Source organism: Streptomyces sp. NPDC000345 (assembly GCF_042898825.1).
Classification (GTDB): domain Bacteria; phylum Actinomycetota; class Actinomycetes; order Streptomycetales; family Streptomycetaceae; genus Streptomyces.
In genome coordinates, this window is the sequence record NZ_JBIAZE010000005.1 from 1 (window position 1) to 17,181 (window position 17,181).

A 17,181-nucleotide genomic window follows, 5' to 3' on the forward strand; every position below is an offset into this window, starting at 1 on the left:
CCGAGGGCACCCCGCCCCTTGGGGTTGCGCCTGCCGCCGGGGGGCCCCTGGGCTCGCGCACCTCCCACCCCCCCCGGGGGGGGGGGGGGCCCCGGGTCCCCCCGGGGCCCCCCCCTCGTCGTACGCGCCGTCGACCGCGTGAAGACCGCTAGATGCGCACCTCGACCGTGCGGGCCAGCCGGTCGTGCAGCCCCCGCCCGTCCCGGTCCCAGACCAGGGCCGGGATCGCCAGGCACAGCAGGACCGTGCGGATCAGCGCGCCCAGCGGCCGCACGGCGCCGGTCTCCACCGACACCACCCGCAGACCGAAGAGACGCTTGCCGGGGGTGAAGCCGAGCGTACCCACCGTGAGCAGGCTCACCACCAGGAAGACCAGCAGGGTCCAGTTGCTGGTGGAAGGGGTGTAGCCGTCGGTGATCAAGCTGTATGCGATCAGCAGGCACAGGCCCCAGTCCACGGCCAGCGCCCCGAGCCGCCGGCCCGGGCGGGCGATCGAGCCCGGTCCCTCTTCCGGCAGACCGAGTTGTTCGCCCCTGTATCCGAAGTCGACTCCGGCGTCCTCGGCGGCCGCGCGGGGGCCCGAGAGCCACGATCCGATTGCTTCCCTCTTGTCCACGCGTCCACGGTACTGCCCCCGTTTCGCGATACGGACAGGTGGGGGAATCGGACGGAGTCCGGTTAACTTGTGCGAAACAAATGGGTCACGCCAGAGAAATCACCCGTCCCTAGGGTCGAGGTCAGCGTGTGCCACCGCACTGGCCGCACGAACGAACTACCACCCCGGCACGGGAACGGCCGGGAGTAGGAGGAGCTGGATGTTCCAGAACGCCGACGAGGCCAAGAAGTTCATCGCGGACGAGGACGTCAAGTTCGTCGACGTCCGCTTCTGCGACCTGCCGGGCGTCATGCAGCACTTCACGGTGCCCGTCGAGGCGTTCGACCCGGACGAGGAGCTCGCCTTCGACGGTTCGTCGATCCGCGGCTTCCAGGCCATCCACGAGTCCGACATGGCTCTGCGCGCCGACCTGTCGACCGCGCGGGTGGACCCGTTCCGCCGCGACAAGACCCTCAACATCAACTTCTTCATCCACGACCCGATCACGGGCGAGCAGTACTCCCGTGACCCGCGCAACGTGGCGAAGAAGGCCGAGGCGTACCTCGCGTCGACCGGTATCGCGGACACCGCGTACTTCGGCCCCGAGGCCGAGTTCTACGTCTTCGACTCCGTGCGCTTCGCCACCAGCGCGAACGAGAGCTTCTACCACATCGACTCCGAGGCCGGCGCCTGGAACACCGGTGCCCTCGAGGACAACCGTGGTTACAAGGTCCGCTACAAGGGCGGCTACTTCCCGGTCCCGCCGGTCGACCACTTCGCCGACCTGCGCGCCGAGATCTCCCTGGAGCTGGACAAGCAGGGTCTGAAGGTCGAGCGCCAGCACCACGAGGTGGGCACCGCCGGCCAGGCCGAGATCAACTACAAGTTCAACACGCTGCTCGCCGCCGCCGACGACCTCCAGCTCTTCAAGTACATCGTGAAGAACGTGGCCTGGCGCAACGGCAAGACCGCGACCTTCATGCCGAAGCCGATCTTCGGTGACAACGGCTCGGGCATGCACGTCCACCAGTCCCTGTGGAGCAACGGCGACCCGCTGTTCTACGACGAGGCCGGTTACGCGGGCCTGTCGGACACCGCCCGCTACTACATCGGCGGCATCCTCAAGCACGCCCCGTCGCTGCTGGCCTTCACCAACCCGACGGTGAACTCCTACCACCGCCTGGTGCCGGGCTTCGAGGCGCCGATCAACCTGGTGTACTCGCAGCGCAACCGCTCCGCCGCCATGCGTATCCCGATCACGGGTTCGAACCCGAAGGCCAAGCGCGTCGAGTTCCGCGCGCCCGACTCCTCCGGCAACCCGTACCTCGCCTTCTCGGCCCTGCTCCTCGCGGGCCTCGACGGCATCAAGAACAAGATCGAGCCGGCCGAGCCGATCGACAAGGACCTCTACGAGCTGGCTCCCGAGGAGCACGCGAACGTCGCGCAGGTCCCGACCTCGCTCCCGGCCGTCCTCGACTCCCTCGAGCGCGACCACGAGTTCCTGCTCGCGGGCGACGTCTTCACGTCCGACCTGATCGAGACCTGGATCGACTTCAAGCGCGCGAACGAGATCGCCCCGCTGCAGCTGCGTCCGCACCCGCACGAGTTCGAGCTCTACTTCGACGTGTGATCGGCGCGTAGTCCGTCACGTCTGTCAGTCGGCGCCCCCGTTTCCTGTTTCTCAGGACGGGGGCGCCGTCGTATCGTTTTCTGGCACTGCTGTTCGAGAACAGGCAACAGGGGGATACGGGGATGCCCGAACAGGACGACGACCAGCGGGAGTTCGATCTCCAGTGGGCCGACCAGGCGGCGCACAAGGAGCCCTCCGCGCGAGCCCGCATGCTGGCCGCCCGCTGGAAGGAGAACCCACCGGAACCGGTCCCGTTCCGCGGCGACCCGGAGCCGGCCGCACCCCGCAGATCGTCCTGGGTGTCGACGACGATCGTGCTGGGCTGCGTGGCGGCGGTGATCCTGGTCCTGGGCTACGCACGCTTCCAGGCGCCGTACTAGAAACGGGCCGCACACCGGGGACGGGCCGCCTCCGAGGACGGGCGTCTTCGGGGACGGGCCGCCTCCTGGAGGGGGCCGAGCCGGCCGGCCGGGACCTTTTGCTGGTACTAGGGCCGTTCGGGACCCGTTCATGGGAGGGGCCGGGTGCACACTTGCAGTGGGGCGAGTGCCTGACTGCCTGAGGTGATGCAGATGCGGAGCCGTTTCCGGAGCGACCGGGGGCTGACCGTGCGGATGACGGTCACCATGTTTCTGCTCGGGTTGCTGTACGTGGCGTTCGTCGCCGCGCTGATCGTGCTGCTGAAGTCGTGGCTGCTGGTCGTGGTGCTGGTGGCGGCCATGTTCGTCGCGCAGTTCTGGTTCTCCGACCGGATCGCCCTGTTCGCGATGCGCGGCCGGGTCGTGGAGCGGGAGGAGTATCCCGAGCTGCACGCGGTCGTGGACCGGCTGTGCGCCCTGTCGGACATGCCCAAGCCGGTCGTCGCCGTGTCCGACATGGACATGCCCAACGCGTTCGCGACCGGGCGCAATCCGGCCAACGCGGTGGTGTGCGTGACGACGGGGCTGCTGCGGCGGCTGGACCCGGCGGAGCTGGAGGGTGTGCTCGCGCACGAGCTGTCGCACGTGGCGCACAAGGACGTCGCGGTCATCACGGTCGCGTCCTTCCTCGGGGTGATCGCCGGGCTGATCGTGCGGTTCGCCTTCTACTCGCAGCTGTTCGGCGGCGGGCGCAGGGACCAGAACACCGCCGCCGTCTTCGCCGCGGTGATGGGGGTGTCGGCCGCCGTGTACGCGATCAGCTTCCTGTTGATCAGGGCCCTGTCCCGCTACCGGGAGCTGGCCGCCGACCGCGCCGCGGCGCTGCTCACCGGCCGTCCCTCGGCGCTGGCCTCCGCGCTGACGAAGGTCTCCGGTGACATCGCGCGGATCCCGACGAAGGACCTGCGCACCGCCCAGGCGTTCAACGCCTTCTACTTCACCCCGGCGACCGGCAAGGAGCCCGGCATCGAACGGTTCTTCTCCACCCACCCGAGCCTGGAGCAGCGGCTCGACCAGCTGGGCCGGATCTCCGGTGAGCTGGGCGAGGCGGCCACGCCCGGGAAGGCAGGCTGACGGATGGGTCTGCTGGACATCCTGCTCGGCCGCACGAGGGCGGTCACACCCGACCTGGACCAGCTGTTCGCGCTGCCGTCGGCGGCGGTGACGCTGGAGGCGGCGGCCGGGTTCACCCCCACCGGGCAGGGCGCCGTCTGTTTCGCGACCGTCGAGGGCGCCGCCTTCGAGCAGACGCACCGCGAGGTCCAGGCCCTCCTCGACGCGGACGCCGAGCGCACCGGTCCCCCGGTCCGGCTCCTGCGTGACGACTACGGCTACTCCTGGCTGCTGTCGTCCCGCACCCCCGACGATCTGTCCGCCCTCGTCAACGATCTGCACGCGGTGAACAGCGCGATGGAGGTCAACGGCTTCGGGCCGCAACTGCTGTGTTCCCTGGCAGGCTTCGTCAACCCCGCCGGCCGGCCGCTCGCCCTGGTCTACCTCTACAAGCGCGGCACCTTCTACCCGTTCGCGCCGCTGCCCGAGCGGGGGCAGCGGCGCGACAACGCGCTGGAGCTCCAGGTGAAGGCGGCCCTGACGGACGACCTGCGGATCGAGCCGGACCTGAGCCGCTGGTTCCCGCTGTGGGGAGCGCCCGGCCTCTGAGCCGGCCTCGCGCTACTTTCCGCCGCGCTCGCGCGCGTAGCGGCGCTCCCACTTGGTCTGCAGGTCCCGGCGCGCACGGTAGGCCTTGTACGTCGCCGGCGCGGCCCCCGGCCCCGGGGCGGGGCCCGGCGAGGAGGCCGAGGACGAGGACGAGGAGCCGCGCCCGTACTGCACGTACACGTAGAGCAGGGCGACGGCGGCGAGCCAGTAGAGGGGGTTTCCGAATCCCAGGACGACCAGGACGAAGGTCCCGGATATGACGATGGTGCCCATGCCGTTCAGCGTAGGGAGGCGGTCACTCACCGTGCATCTCCTTTTCCGTGGGCGTCGCGGCACCGGCCTCACACGTCGGGCGCCGCGGTGACCACCCCGGCCGCGACCGCCGCGCCCAGCGCCGCGTGGTCGGCGGCCGTCCGGTCGGCGTAGGCCAGGGCGAAGTCGGCGACGGCGCGTTCGAAGGTGTCGGCGCCGCCGAGGTAGCCGGCGATGGCGATCCGGTCGCCGGAGCGGGCGTGGGCGCGGGCCAGGGCGCTGCCGCACAGGCGCGCGTACGCCGTGAGCTCGCCGGGGGTCATGCCGGCGACGTCGGCGGAGCCCTTCATGTCCCGCAGTTGCCGCCAGTAGTAGGCGCGCCCCTGGGGGCCGGTCATCCATCCGAGGAAGATGTCGCTCGCCGCCTGGAGGAGCCGCTGACCGGCGACCACCCGGTGGCCGGGATGGAGGTACGGCCCGCTGGGCAGATGGGCCTCCAGGACGGACGCCCGGGCCTCCTTGATCTGCAGGAACAGCGGATCGTCGGTGTCCCGTCCGGCGAGCAGCACGATGAAGCAGCGCAGACCGACGCCGCCGACGCCGACGACCTTGCGGGCGGCGTCGACGAAGCGGTAGCGGTCGAGGAGCAGCCGGCGTTCCTCGGAGAGGGTGGAGCGGTAGTCGCTGAAGATCTTGCGCAGGGCGGCGGAGTCGGACACGCCCGCGGGCTGGAGCAGCGGCGGGTCGTGGATGATGCGCCGGCGTCCGTCGACGTGTTCGGTGAGTCTGCCGAGGGCCTGAAGGCTGGTGCGGCGGCGGGCGCGGGTGAGGCTGGCCTCGGCGTGTCGGCGGTGGCGGGCGGAGCGCACCAGGGGCAGCAGCCGTTCGGCGTCGATGCGGTCGTACCAGACGGCGAGTTCGCCGAGCCGGGCCAGCCGCCGTATCGCGCCGCGGTAGGCGGCGACGGCCTCCACGGTGGCGGAACGCACCCTGGCCTCGGGGTGGCCGTTCTCGCGGGCCGCCACGGCGACGGAGACCGCGAGCCGCTGGACATCCCACTCGAAGGGGCCGGGAAACGTCTCGTCGAAGTCGTCTAGGTCGAAGAGCAGGGACCGTTCCGGGGAGGCGTACAGCCCGAAGTTGAGCAGATGGGCGTCGCCGGACAGCTGGACGGTCAGCCCGGTGTGCGGCCGGGCGGCCAGGTCGGCGGCCATCACGGCGGCGGCTCCGCGCAGGAAGGCGAGCGGCGAGGCGGTCATGCGCCCGTAGCGGACCGGCAGCAGTTCGGGCAGCCGGTCGCGCCCCTGCCGTTCGAGCACGGCCACGGGATCGTCCCGGTCGACCGGGGGCGTCCATCCGGCGTGCGCGGACCGGGCGAGGCGCTTACGGGCCTCCTTGCCGCGCCGGGCCCGTTCGGCGGGAGTGCCGGGAGCGCCGAAGGCGCGGGGGGCGTTCATCTGCGTCGTCTCCGTACCACGTCGGCCCTCCCGACTCGTACGCACCACCACCGGGCCCCTGTTCGCAGTGAAGGACGGGCCGGTCAGGCCCGCACGCCGGGTACGGCGAACGGGTGACCCGGACGGAGCGGGCCCGGTTGTCAGTGGCGTCGGGGAGGATGCGGTCAGGAACCGGTGACGACGGGCGGAGGCCGTGATGGGTGAGGGAACTCGGTACATCGACGGGGCGGAGCGGCGGGCCCGGCTGGCCCTGCGGCACCGGCTGACCCCCGCGGGGCGGGCCGCGACGCCCGAGGCGGTGGCCGCGTCCCTCGTCGCCCTGCACGGCACGGACCCGGCGACGGTGTATCTGGCGGTCGGGGCCCGGCTGAGGGAGCCGGCGCGGACGGTGCCGGAGACGGAGCGGGCGCTGTACGGCGACCGGACGCTCGTGCGCATGCACGGCATGCGGCACACGGTGTTCGTGTTCCCCACGGAGCTGACGGCCGTCGTGCACGCCTCGACCGGCCTCGTGGTCGCCGCCCGGGCGCGGGCCGCCCTGGTGAACGACATGGCGAAGGCCGGTGCCCCGGACGCGGCCTGGCTGAAGGAGGTCGAGGAGTCGACGCTGGCCGCGCTGGGGCGGCTGGGGCAGGCGACGGCGACCGAGCTGGCGCGGGAGGAACCGCGGCTGCGGGAGCAGTTCGCGTACGCGCCCGGGAAGAGCTACGAGGGGGTGCACACCGTGTCGGCCCGGCTGCTGCGGCTGCTGGGCGTGGAGGGAAAGGTGGTCCGGGGCCGCCCGCTGGGCTCCTGGACGTCCAGCCAGTTCCGCTGGGCCCTCGCGCCGGCCCATCCCGAGCTGGATCCGGCACACGCCCAGGCGGAGCTGCTGCGGCGCTGGCTGACGGCGTGCGGCCCGGCCACCGAAGGCGACCTGAAGTGGTGGACGGGGTGGAAGGTGAGCGACGTCCGGCGGGCGCTGAAGGCGATCGGCGCGCGGGCGGTGACACTGGACGAGGGCACGGGGTACGTCGTCGAGGGCGACGTCGATCCGGTGGCCGCCCCGGAGGAGCCCTGGGCGGCTCTGCTGCCCTGCCTCGACCCGACGGCGATGGGCTGGCAGGCCCGGGACTGGTATCTGGCGCCGGAGCTGCGGCCCGCCCTGTTCGACCGCAGCGGCAACGTGGGGCCGACGGTGTGGTGGAACGGCCGGGTGGTGGGGGGCTGGGCCCAGCGGGCGGACGGCGGGATCACGTGGCGGATCCTGGCCGGGGAGGGCGTCGGCCGGGAGGCCGAGGCGGCGATCGCGGCGGAGGCGGAGCGGATGACCGGGTGGCTGGGCGACGCCCGGGTGACGCCTCGGTTCCGGACGCCGGCGGAGAAGGAACTGGCGGGCTGAGGCGAGGGGGCGGCGGCGGGCGGTCCGAGGGGAACGGGCCGGTCTAGGGGAGCGCCGGGTGCCGTCCGCGCGGACGGCACCCGGCCGCCGGGTCACCGGTTGTAGCGCATGAACGCCCTGACCATGTGGCACGTCGTGTCCGACGGCGGGTGGACGCCGATCAGCTCCGCCGTGCTGCGGATCTTCTCGTTCCGGGCCTGGTTCGGCATGTGGACGCCCAGGTCGAGCAGCGCGATGGCGAGGCGCATCGCCTTGAGGCGGCGGTTGTGCGCCACGTACCACTCCCGCGGCCGTCCGGCCGGCAACGGCGTCTTCGCCACGGGCACATAGGGCTGGTCGAGCTGAACGGAACGCTTCGCGGTGGACTGGGTCGGCAACGGCTTCGGCTTCAGTGCGGCAGCGGGCACGGGCATCCTCCTGTCGCGGTCGGAACCCCACCGGGGCATCCGGCGGAACTCTCGAACACTGCTTACAGTCTACTGCCCACCACTGACAATCGGGGAGCCCGCACAGCCAGCAAATGCCCAGGTGGGGAAGGAAATTGGCGTCATGTCACACCAGATTCACGAGAGGCGCACGAGGCTCCGAATATTCGAACAGACCCCTCCTTCGGACCCCCGCTCCGACCATCGCTCCGTCCGCAGCCCAGGGGCCACTACCGTGGACGGCATGGAGATCTGGATCAATCCGGCCTGTTCGAAGTGCCGCAGCGCGCTCACGCTTCTCGACGCCGAGGGGGCTGACTACACGGTTCGCCGGTACCTGGAGGACGTGCCGGGCGCGGGCGAGATCAGGGAGGTGCTCGACCGGCTCGGGCTGGAGCCGTGGGACATCACACGGACGCAGGAGCCGGTGGCGAGGGAACTGGGGCTCAAGGAGTGGGCGCGGGACGCCGAGTCGCGCGGGCGCTGGATCGCCGCCCTCGCCGAGCATCCCCGGCTCATCCAGCGCCCGATCATCACGGCCGACGACGGCACGGCGGTGGTGGCGCGCACCGACGAGGCCGTACGGGACGCTCTGTCCCGATAGTCGGGTGGGCAGCGGTTCGTCCGGTGACGGGAGCCCGGGTACCAACCGCTGTTACCCTCCGCCGCCATGACCTTCGGTGATCAAGGAATCCCGCCCGCGCAGCCCGACCCGCACGCCCAGCCGGACCCCTACGCCCAGCCGGACCCCTACGCGCAGCCTTCGCCGTACGGCCGGCCCTCGCCTTACGGCCGGCCCGACCCGTACGGCCAGGCGTCCCCGCACACCCCCCACCCGCACGGCGCGGCCGACCCGTACGCCCGGTTCGTGGCGCAGCGGGAGCACATACGCCGTCGGCGGACGCGGCGGGCGGTGGCCGCCGGGGCCGGTGTCGTGCTCGCCGGCGCCATCGCCGCCGGCGCGCTGATGATCGCGGGGGGCGGGGACGAACGGCCCACGGCCGCCTCGGACACCAGCGCCTCGGACACGGCGACCCCGGACACGGCGGCCGCGCCCTCCGCCGACGTCAGCCTCCCCTCGGACGCCCCCAGCTCCCTCCCCTCCCTGCTCGCCCGTCCGGTGATCCGGCCGGAGCAGGCCTTCCCCGCCACGAACGTCCGCCTCCCGGACGGCTCCCGGTACACGCGTGTGGACATGGCCACCACCACCGACTGCGCCGAGGGCATGTCACCGGAGCTCGCCCAGCTGATCGAACAGGGCGAGGAGTGCTCGCGGTTGACGGCGGCTCTGTTCACGGACGCCGAGCGGCTCTCGCAGATCACGGTCACCGTGCTGAGCTTCGCGCGCGTCGAGGACGCCTCGCGGGTCTTCATGATGGCCTCGATGGACCCCGTGACCTATCAGGTCGTCTCGCTCGACCCGCCCCCGCAGGCCGGCCTGCCGACCGTGCCGCCCGGTTCGGCCGGGGTCTTCCGCCGGGTGATGACGGTCCGCTCGGTGGTGTTCGCCAACGGGCAGTGGGGGGACGGCAAGGAGACCCGGGAGGCCGAACTCACCGCCGAGACCGAGGGGTTGCTCCGGCACGTCAATGACACGGTCGTGGCCTACGAGGAGGGGAGGACGGGGACGCGGTGACCCGCTCCCGGCCCGCCTCCCGACCGGTTCCCAGCCCGCCTCCCGACCCGCCCGCCGGCCCGCTGTGACGCGCGCCACGCCAATTGACTCCTGCGACCGCTGAGCAACCTCGTTCGGGATCTCGTACATAGCGGCGTACGCTCCCCTACCTCTTCAGGAGGCGCGCATGTCACGCAGGAGAACACTCGGCACGAAGAAGAAGATCGCGCTGCTCGTCAGCGCGGCGGCGGTGGCGGGCGGTGGGGCCTTCGCCATGGCGAGCAGTTCGAACGCCGCCCAGTCCCCCCGGACGCTGTCCGCCGCGGACTCGAACGTCTGTCAGGGGCTCGCCACCGCCCTCGGCAACAACCAGAAGTTCATCGACGGCCAGCGGGCCGCTCCGGACGCGCAGTCGGCGGCCCGGATCGCCAACCGTGAGGCGGTCATCGCGCAGATCAAGGTCCAGCAGAAGGCGTCGGGGTGCGTCGTTGGGGAGTCGGCTCAGGACTCCCAGACGACGCAGCCGGCCCAGCCCTCGCAGGCCCCCTCCGCGACGGCCTCCGCCCCCGCGGCCGGAAACACGGGCAACACCGGAAACGCCGGGAACACGGGGACCGGCGGTGCCGCCGCCTCGGGTCAGCAGGTCTGCAACGGCTCGACCGTCACGCTCTCCGGCGAGGCGGGCGCACCGGCCGCGTCCAGCAACCAGTTCCCGGCGGGTACGAAGCTGAAGGTCACCAACCTGGACAACAACAAGTCCGTCACGGTCGAGGTGACCTCGGTCTCCGGCAGCTGCGCGCTGCTGAACAACGCCGCTTTCGAGCAGGTCCGTGAGCCCGGCAAGTTCCTGATCCGCAGGGCCCTGATCGAGAAGGTGGGGTGAGACTCAGCCGCCCAGGAACGAGATGAGGCGGCGGCCCAGGTCCGCGGGCGCGGCCTGGGGAAGCGCGTGATGGGAGACGTCCGGCAGGACGACCGTCTCCACACCGTCCCCCAGCAGTCGCTCCGCCCTGGCCGTCACCGTGTACGTGTCACGGGTCCCCCCGCTCGAGCGAAGCCGAGCGCGGGGATGGGTCCTGCTGTTCGCGGCCACGAGCAGCAGGACCCGCACCCGCAGTGACCGCAGCGCGTCCGCTGCCGGACGCGGGCCGGTCACCGGCCGCCCGGCGGGGAAGCCCGCGGCGGCCTCCTGGAGCCGGAGCCAGTCGGGGTCCATGACCGCTCCCCCGGTCTCCCATTCCAGGAAGGCCCGCACCCGGCGCGGGGTGGGCCGCAGCAGCATCGGCAGGGCGCGGAGCAGATACGCCGTCTCGAACCCGGCGAAACAGAGGGTCGGGTCGAGGAGGAACAGGCGGCGTACCCGCTCCGGTGCGCGCAGGGCGTGGTGCAGGGCGATCCAGGCGCCGTAGGAGTGCCCGCCCACGTCCGCCCGCTCGACGCCCAGGCCCGTCAGCACCGCGTCCAGCCAGTCCCCCAGCCCGGCGACGTCGCGCACCCCGCGCACCCGGGTGCGCCCCGCCGCCCCGGGCAGGTCGACGGCGTACACCCGCCGGACCCGGGCCAGCTCGGCCGCCTGCGCGAACCACGACGCCGAGGTCGCCCCGCCGCCGCCCGGCAGGAGCAGCAGCGCGGGCGCGTCACGCGGCCCGCAGACGTTGACGTGCGTCGGGCCGAACGGAGTGGGGACGGTGACCGCCTCCCGGTCCGCCGGCCACTTGGCCATGACCTTGTCGTAGGCGGCCTGGAATGCGTCGTCGTCGTACGTGCCCATGAGACCTCCCCTATTATCTCGCTGAGCAAGATACATGGCGAGCGAGATGAACACGATGGGAAGGGCAGGCGCATGGCGACCGAGGACCCGGAACTGCGGACCGTCCACCTCCTGCGCGCGGTGGCCGTGGAACTCGGCCTGCACAGCGCCCGGTTCGCGAACCGGAACGGTATGCACCCGACGGACGTACGGGCCCTGATCGCGCTCATGGACGCGCGGCGGGCGGCCGAGGAGATGACGGCGGGGCGGCTCGGGGCCGCGCTCGGGCTGAACTCGGCGGGGACGACCGCCCTCGTGGACCGGCTGGAGCGGGCCGGCCATGTCCGGCGGGTGCGGAGCGCGACGGACCGGCGCAGGGTCGTGGTCGAGGTGGACGAGCGGGCGGTCGAGCTCGGCCGGTCCTTCTTCGGCCCGCTCATCGGCCAGGTGGTGGACCTGCTGCGCGGCTACGACGAGCGCGAGCGCGCCGCGATCCACGGCTTCCTGGAGGGGGTGCGCGAGGCCGCGGCCGAGGCCGGCTGATAGCGGCGCACCCCCGCTCCCCCGCCTGCCCTACCCCCTTCCGCGCCCCGCACTCCCATCGCATACGAGCGCGCGGGGGGTCACGGACCGCCGTCGCGTCTGCTCCCGCGAACGGTGACCCGGGACCCGGCGCATGCCCTCACAAGGTGAGCCGCAGCACAGAACCACCAGGTAACACGGGGTTCACATTCGAGCAATGATCGGGAAATCGCCTGTTGACAAGCTTCCGGGCAAACACCCGCGGCGCCCCAGTGCCGCAGCGCCGCAGCACCCGCAAGTGCGTCAGACACACCCCCGAAGGAAGTGGCCCGTGACCTTCAAGGCTGAGTACATCTGGATCGACGGCACCCAGCCGACCGCCAAGCTCCGCTCCAAGACCAAGATCATCTCGGGTGAGCCCGCCGGTCTGGACGCGCTGCCGATCTGGGGCTTCGACGGGTCCTCCACGAACCAGGCCGAGGGCCACGCCTCGGACCGCGTCCTCAAGCCGGTCTTCACCTGCCCCGACCCGATCCGCGGCGGCGACGACATCCTCGTCCTGTGCGAGGTCCTGAACATCGACATGACGCCGCACGAGTCCAACACCCGTGCCGCGCTCACCGAGGTCGCCACCAAGTTCGCGTCCCAGGAGCCGATCTTCGGCATCGAGCAGGAGTACACCTTCTTCCAGGACGGCTACCCGCTCGGCTTCCCCAAGGGCGGCTTCCCGGCCCCCCAGGGCGGCTACTACTGCGGTGTCGGCGCCGACGAGATCTTCGGCCGTGAGGTCGTCGAGGCCCACCTCGACAACTGCCTGGCCGCCGGCCTCGGCATCTCGGGCATCAACGCCGAGGTCATGCCCGGCCAGTGGGAGTTCCAGGTCGGCCCGCTCGCCCCGCTCGAGGTCGCGGACCAGCTGTGGGTCGCCCGCTGGCTGCTCTACCGCACCGCCGAGGACTTCGGCATCTCCGCCACCCTGGACCCGAAGCCGGTCAAGGGCGACTGGAACGGCGCCGGCGCGCACACCAACTTCTCCACCAAGGCGATGCGCGAGGGCTACGACGCCATCATCACCGCCTGCGAGTCGCTCGGTGAGGGCTCCAAGCCCCTCGACCACGTCAAGAACTACGGCGCCGGCATCGACGACCGCCTGACCGGTCTGCACGAGACCGCCCCGTGGAACGAGTACTCCTACGGTGTCTCCAACCGCGGCGCCTCGGTCCGTATCCCGTGGCAGGTCGAGAAGGACGGCAAGGGCTACATCGAGGACCGCCGTCCGAACGCCAACGTCGACCCGTACCTGGTGACCCGTCTGATCGTGGACACCTGCTGCTCCGCGCTGGAGAAGGCCGGCCAGGTCTGATCCGCACCGCGGCTCTCGTGAAGGGGCGCCCCGCCGGTCCGGTGGGGCGCCCCTCGCGCATGCCGCCGGCGACCGCGCGGGCGCCCGTCGGACGTCGGCTTCAGGCCAAGGAAGCGTCCAAGCAGTGAGAGACGGCTCCTGTGACGGGCAGGTGTCTGCTTCAATATGTTCATGGCCAGCTTCCAGAAGTACACCGCGACGGGTCGCCATGACCTCGAGCCCTTCTGGCCTTCCCGTCAGCACCACGACTTCGACCGGGTGTGTTGCCGCGCGACGAACGCGCCGGCCCCCTAAAGCCGTACACCCCGGCCTTCGGCCGCCGCGAGACGACGTACGTCCCTTCCGACGAAACTCCTCGCGCGAAAGAGCTGACCTCTCATGGCGACCACTCGTTCTCTCTCCACCGCCGCTCTCCCCGACCCCGTCCCCAGCGGCTCCCGGCACCGGCTGCGGGCCGTCCAGCCGGACGACGTGGTGGACGTGGCGGATCTCCTGCCGCCCGGCGCCACCTGGCTGCCGGCACCCCGGCACAGCCTGCCCGCCCTGCCCGGCCGGCCGGAGATGGTCGGCTACCTGGTGCTGATCCCGGCGGACCAGCGCCAGCCGTTCCAGCCCGTCCCGGTGCCGGACACCGGCTCGGCCGACCCGCTCGTGCGCATCGACCCCGTGCAGCGCACCGCCGAGGTGGACGGGCGGGAACTCGACCTCACCTACCTGGAGTTCGAGCTGCTCGCGCACCTCGTGGCGCATCCGAACCGGGTGCACACGCGTGACCAGCTCGTCACCACGGTCTGGGGCTACGGCCATGTCGGCGACGGCCGTACGGTCGACGTCCACGTCGCCCGGCTGCGCCGCAAGCTGGGCGCGGAACACCGCCGGACCATCCAGACGGTGCGCCGGGTCGGCTACAAGTACACCCCGCCGACCGGCCGCTGACCCTCTGCCCTCGGCAGAGCACGGTTCCGTCCCGCGCCCCGGCCGGGCACAGTCACCGGCATGAGACTTCTGGTGCTGGGTGGTACGGAGTTCGTGGGACGGGCCGTCGTCGAGGCGGCCCTCGGGCGCGGCTGGGACGTGACGGTCCTGAACCGGGGGCACCACGCGCCCGCCCCGGGGGTGACGGCCCTGACCGGCGACCGCACCGCGCCGGGCGGACTGGACGCCCTCGACGCGCACGCCGGGGACTGGGACGCCGTCGTCGACACCTGGTCGGCGGCGCCCCGCCCGGTGCACGAGGCGGCGCGGCTGCTGCGGGGCCGCGCCCGCCGGTACGTGTACGTGTCGAGCTGCTCGGTGTACGCCTGGGCCCCGCCCGCCGGGTACGGGGAGGACGCTCCCGTGGTCGAGGGCGCCGCGCCCGACGCCGACCGGACGGACTACGTCCACGACAAGCGGGGCGGCGAGCTGGCCGCCGTGGACGCCTTCGGCGCCGAGGGCTCGGTCCTCGTACGGGCCGGGCTGATCCTCGGCCCGTACGAGAACGTGGGCCGGCTGCCCTGGTGGCTGGGCCGGATGGCGCGCGGCGGCCCGGTCCTCGCCCCCGGTCCGCGGGACCTTCCCCTCCAGTACGTCGACGCCCGCGACCTCGCCGCGTGGATCCTCGGGGCGGCCGAGCAGGAGCTGAGCGGGCCGTTCAACCTGATGAGCCCTCAGGGACACGCCACGATGGGCGAGTTGCTCGACGCGTGCGTCCGGGTCACCGGGTCGGATGCCGAACTGCGCTGGACCGGGCCCGAGGTCGTGCTCGGTGCCGGCATCGAGCCGTGGACCCAGCTGCCGGTGTGGGTGCCGCCGGGAACCGACATGCACGACGCCCTGCACGCGGCGGACGTCTCGCGGGCGCTGGCCACGGGGCTGTCCTGCCGGCCGGCCGGGGAGACCGTCGCCGACACCTGGAAGTGGCTGCGGTCGATCGGCGGGACGGCGCCGCACCGCCCGGACCGGACGGTCAAGGGTCTCGATCCGCGGGTGGAGGCCGAGGTCCTCGCGGGCACCCGGGGTGTATCTGACACCACCCCCTGAGACGGGGGTTCGGGCCCGTGCCCGTGCCGGCCCGCTCGGCCAGACTGGCGCCATGAACACCGACACGAAGAGGCGCGAGGGCGGTTCGAGGGCGCGGGACATGATGCTCGCCGCCGTACGGGGGCTCGTACTGGCCGTCGCGGTCTGGCCCTGGACGGTGGCGGCCTACGTCCTTGCCCTCGTCTCGATCGCGCTGGTTCCGCTCGGCATCGGCGCCGTCACGACCCCCTGGGTCATGACCGCGGTGCGGGCCCTCGCGGACAACCGGCGTGATCTGGCGGAGAGATGGTGCGGGATACGCATTCCCTCGGCGTACCGGCCGCCGCCCGGCACCGCCAACCCGTTCCAGCGCACCAACGCGCTGCTGCGGGACCCGGCGACCTGGCGGGACCTGCGGTGGCTGTTGGTGGACATGGTGGCCGGGCTCATGACCGCGCTGCTGCCGGTCGTGCTGGTCCTCTATCCCGTGGAGGGGCTGGCGCTGGCGGCGGGACTGTGGCGGGTCGTGACGGACGGGTCGGGGGGCGCGTACTGGTACGGCTTCGTGCCCGTCGACAGCCAGACGGCCGCGGTCGGCGCAGGCGCGCTGGCAGTGCTTCTCCTGGTCGTCGCCGACCGGTACGCCGTGAGCGCGCTGCGGCTCCACTTCCGGCTCACCGGGGCCCTGCTCGCCCCCAGTCAGGCCGAACTGGCCGAGCGGGTCAGGGTGCTGACCGAGACCCGGCGGGACGCCGTGGACACCTCCGCGGCCGAACTGCGGCGCATCGAGCGGGATCTGCACGACGGCGCGCAGGCCCGGCTCGTGGCGATGGGCATGGACCTCGGCACGGTCGAGATGCTCGTCGACAAGGACCCCGAGCAGGCCAAGCAGCTGCTCGCGCAGGCCCGGCAGTCGTCCGCCGAGGCGCTGGCCGAGCTGCGCGACCTGGTGCGCGGGATCCATCCGCCGGTGCTGGCCGAGCGCGGACTGGGCGATGCCGTACGGGCGTTGGCGCTGCGGCTGCCGATCGCGACGGAGGTGGCCGTGGACCTTCCCGGACGGGCCGAGGCGCCGGTCGAGTCGGCCGCGTACTTCGCCGTCAGCGAGGTGCTCACCAACGCGGTCAAGCACTCCGGCGCCGAGCGCGTCTGGGTCGACCTGCACCACACGGACGGGCATCTGCGGATCTGCGTCACCGACAACGGCCGCGGCGGCGCCGTGACCGGGGCGGGCTCGGGCCTGGCCGGGGTGGAGCGGCGACTGGGTACATTCGACGGCGTCCTGGCCGTCAGCTCCCCGGCGGGCGGTCCCACCATGGTGACCATGGAGATTCCTTGCGCGTTGTCCTAGCCGAAGATCTGTTCCTGCTGCGGGACGGGCTGGTGCGGCTGCTGGAGGCCTACGACTTCGAGATCACCGCCGCCGTGGAGAGCGGGCCCGAGCTGGAGCGGGCCCTCGCCGAACTGGAGCCGGACGTCGCCGTCGTCGACGTCCGGCTTCCGCCCACGCACACCGACGAGGGCCTGCAGTGCGCGCTCGCGGCCCGCCGCAGGAGGCCGGGCCTGCCGGTGCTGGTCCTCTCCCAGCACGTGGAACAGCTGTACGCGCGCGAGCTGCTCGCCGACGGCACCGGCGGGGTCGGCTATCTGCTGAAGGACCGGGTGTTCGACGCGGAGCAGTTCGTGGACGCCGTACGGCGGGTCGCGGCGGGCGGTACGGCGATGGACCCCCAGGTGATCCAGCAGCTCCTCGCCCGCCGCTCGGGCGACGGGCGGGGCCCGACGGACCGGCTCACCCCCCGCGAGCGGGAGGTTCTGGAGCTGATGGCGCAGGGCCGCTCGAACGCGGCGATCGCCGGCAGACTGGTCGTCACCGAGCGGGCCGTCGCCAAGCACACCGCGAACATCTTCGTGAAGCTGGGTTTGGAGGTCTCGGACGACGACAACCGCAGGGTACTGGCGGTGCTGGCCTATCTGGACCGCGACCGGTAGCCCGCCAACTACCGTGAAGAGTGGGGTCGTTGGGGCCGTTTTGTCGTACGGACCTCTCATCAATTTCTGAGAACGCTGAACACCCCTGGGACGGCGCGCGTAAGAGAGGGGGCAGCT

19 protein-coding genes are annotated in these 17,181 nt (G+C 72.2%); 14 read left to right on the forward strand and 5 right to left on the reverse strand.

Annotated features, from left to right (window positions below):
* Positions 1-148: 148 nt before the first annotated feature.
* Positions 149-616 carry an RDD family protein gene (locus ACFY30_RS13115; RefSeq protein ID WP_390655739.1) on the reverse strand — a complete coding sequence of 156 codons (468 nt, stop codon included), beginning with the start codon at positions 614-616 and terminating at the stop codon, positions 149-151.
* 199 nt (positions 617-815) lie between these two features.
* Here ACFY30_RS13115 and glnA point away from each other — a divergent pair, with 199 nt between their 5' ends.
* The 4 genes from glnA (at position 816) to ACFY30_RS13135 (ending at position 4,306) form a co-directional block, all read left to right on the forward strand.
* Positions 816-2,225 (forward strand): type I glutamate--ammonia ligase, encoded by a 1,410-nt coding sequence (gene glnA / locus ACFY30_RS13120; RefSeq protein ID WP_390845287.1) that lies wholly within the window; start codon positions 816-818, stop codon positions 2,223-2,225.
* Positions 2,226-2,347: 122 nt separating this feature from the next.
* Positions 2,348-2,605: a hypothetical protein gene (locus tag ACFY30_RS13125; RefSeq protein WP_390845288.1), complete on the forward strand. Its 258-nt coding sequence runs from the start codon at positions 2,348-2,350 to the stop codon at positions 2,603-2,605.
* Positions 2,606-2,797: 192 nt separating this feature from the next.
* On the forward strand, positions 2,798-3,718 hold the full coding sequence (htpX, locus tag ACFY30_RS13130; RefSeq protein ID WP_390845289.1) for a zinc metalloprotease HtpX: 921 nt from the start codon (positions 2,798-2,800) through the stop codon (positions 3,716-3,718).
* Between the two features lie 3 nt (positions 3,719-3,721).
* Positions 3,722-4,306, forward strand: a complete 585-nt coding sequence (locus tag ACFY30_RS13135; RefSeq protein WP_390845290.1) for a hypothetical protein — start codon at positions 3,722-3,724, stop codon at positions 4,304-4,306.
* 12 nt (positions 4,307-4,318) lie between these two features.
* Here the strand turns inward: ACFY30_RS13135 and ACFY30_RS13140 are convergent, their stop codons facing one another.
* Together ACFY30_RS13140 and ACFY30_RS13145 are read right to left on the reverse strand one after the other, a co-directional pair.
* A complete protein-coding gene (locus ACFY30_RS13140; protein ID WP_390845291.1) occupies positions 4,319-4,579 on the reverse strand; it encodes a hypothetical protein in 261 nt (86 codons plus the stop codon).
* Between the two features lie 68 nt (positions 4,580-4,647).
* On the reverse strand, positions 4,648-6,015 hold the full coding sequence (locus tag ACFY30_RS13145; RefSeq protein WP_390845293.1) for a DUF2252 domain-containing protein: 1,368 nt from the start codon (positions 6,013-6,015) through the stop codon (positions 4,648-4,650).
* 196 nt (positions 6,016-6,211) lie between these two features.
* Between ACFY30_RS13145 and ACFY30_RS13150 the strand changes: the two genes are divergently transcribed.
* Complete coding sequence (locus ACFY30_RS13150) at positions 6,212-7,396, forward strand: winged helix DNA-binding domain-containing protein (protein WP_390845294.1); 1,185 nt, start codon at positions 6,212-6,214, stop codon at positions 7,394-7,396.
* A gap of 92 nt (positions 7,397-7,488) precedes the next feature.
* On the opposite strand, the gene ACFY30_RS13155 is transcribed toward ACFY30_RS13150, so the two are convergent.
* A complete protein-coding gene (locus ACFY30_RS13155) occupies positions 7,489-7,803 on the reverse strand; it encodes a hypothetical protein (protein ID WP_390655728.1) in 315 nt (104 codons plus the stop codon).
* Between the two features lie 262 nt (positions 7,804-8,065).
* Here ACFY30_RS13155 and ACFY30_RS13160 point away from each other — a divergent pair, with 262 nt between their 5' ends.
* The 3 genes from ACFY30_RS13160 (at position 8,066) to ACFY30_RS13170 (ending at position 10,319) form a co-directional block, all read left to right on the forward strand.
* Positions 8,066-8,425, forward strand: a complete 360-nt coding sequence (locus ACFY30_RS13160; RefSeq protein ID WP_390845295.1) for an arsenate reductase family protein — start codon at positions 8,066-8,068, stop codon at positions 8,423-8,425.
* A 66-nt stretch (positions 8,426-8,491) separates the two neighbouring features.
* On the forward strand, positions 8,492-9,457 hold the full coding sequence (locus ACFY30_RS13165; RefSeq protein WP_390845296.1) for a hypothetical protein: 966 nt from the start codon (positions 8,492-8,494) through the stop codon (positions 9,455-9,457).
* A gap of 166 nt (positions 9,458-9,623) precedes the next feature.
* Positions 9,624-10,319 carry a hypothetical protein gene (locus ACFY30_RS13170; RefSeq protein WP_390845297.1) on the forward strand — a complete coding sequence of 232 codons (696 nt, stop codon included), beginning with the start codon at positions 9,624-9,626 and terminating at the stop codon, positions 10,317-10,319.
* A gap of 3 nt (positions 10,320-10,322) precedes the next feature.
* Here ACFY30_RS13170 and ACFY30_RS13175 read toward each other — a convergent pair whose 3' ends face one another.
* Positions 10,323-11,207, reverse strand: coding sequence for an alpha/beta fold hydrolase (locus ACFY30_RS13175; protein WP_390845298.1), 885 nt, complete (start codon positions 11,205-11,207; stop codon positions 10,323-10,325).
* 72 nt (positions 11,208-11,279) lie between these two features.
* Between ACFY30_RS13175 and ACFY30_RS13180 the strand changes: the two genes are divergently transcribed.
* From ACFY30_RS13180 to ACFY30_RS13205, 6 genes are all read left to right on the forward strand, one after another.
* Positions 11,280-11,729, forward strand: coding sequence for a MarR family winged helix-turn-helix transcriptional regulator (locus tag ACFY30_RS13180; RefSeq protein ID WP_390655723.1), 450 nt, complete (start codon positions 11,280-11,282; stop codon positions 11,727-11,729).
* 310 nt (positions 11,730-12,039) lie between these two features.
* Positions 12,040-13,071 carry a glutamine synthetase gene (glnII, locus tag ACFY30_RS13185; RefSeq protein ID WP_390845299.1) on the forward strand — a complete coding sequence of 344 codons (1,032 nt, stop codon included), beginning with the start codon at positions 12,040-12,042 and terminating at the stop codon, positions 13,069-13,071.
* Between the two features lie 378 nt (positions 13,072-13,449).
* On the forward strand, positions 13,450-14,007 hold the full coding sequence (locus tag ACFY30_RS13190) for a winged helix-turn-helix domain-containing protein (RefSeq protein ID WP_390845300.1): 558 nt from the start codon (positions 13,450-13,452) through the stop codon (positions 14,005-14,007).
* Positions 14,008-14,067: 60 nt separating this feature from the next.
* On the forward strand, positions 14,068-15,093 hold the full coding sequence (locus ACFY30_RS13195; RefSeq protein WP_390845301.1) for an NAD-dependent epimerase/dehydratase family protein: 1,026 nt from the start codon (positions 14,068-14,070) through the stop codon (positions 15,091-15,093).
* Positions 15,094-15,145: 52 nt separating this feature from the next.
* Positions 15,146-16,423: a sensor histidine kinase gene (locus tag ACFY30_RS13200; RefSeq protein ID WP_390845302.1), complete on the forward strand. Its 1,278-nt coding sequence runs from the start codon at positions 15,146-15,148 to the stop codon at positions 16,421-16,423.
* Positions 16,408-17,064: a LuxR C-terminal-related transcriptional regulator gene (locus ACFY30_RS13205; RefSeq protein ID WP_390845303.1), complete on the forward strand. Its 657-nt coding sequence runs from the start codon at positions 16,408-16,410 to the stop codon at positions 17,062-17,064. The genes ACFY30_RS13200 and ACFY30_RS13205 overlap by 16 nt, the downstream gene beginning before the upstream one ends.
* The last annotated feature ends 117 nt before the right edge of the window (positions 17,065-17,181 follow it).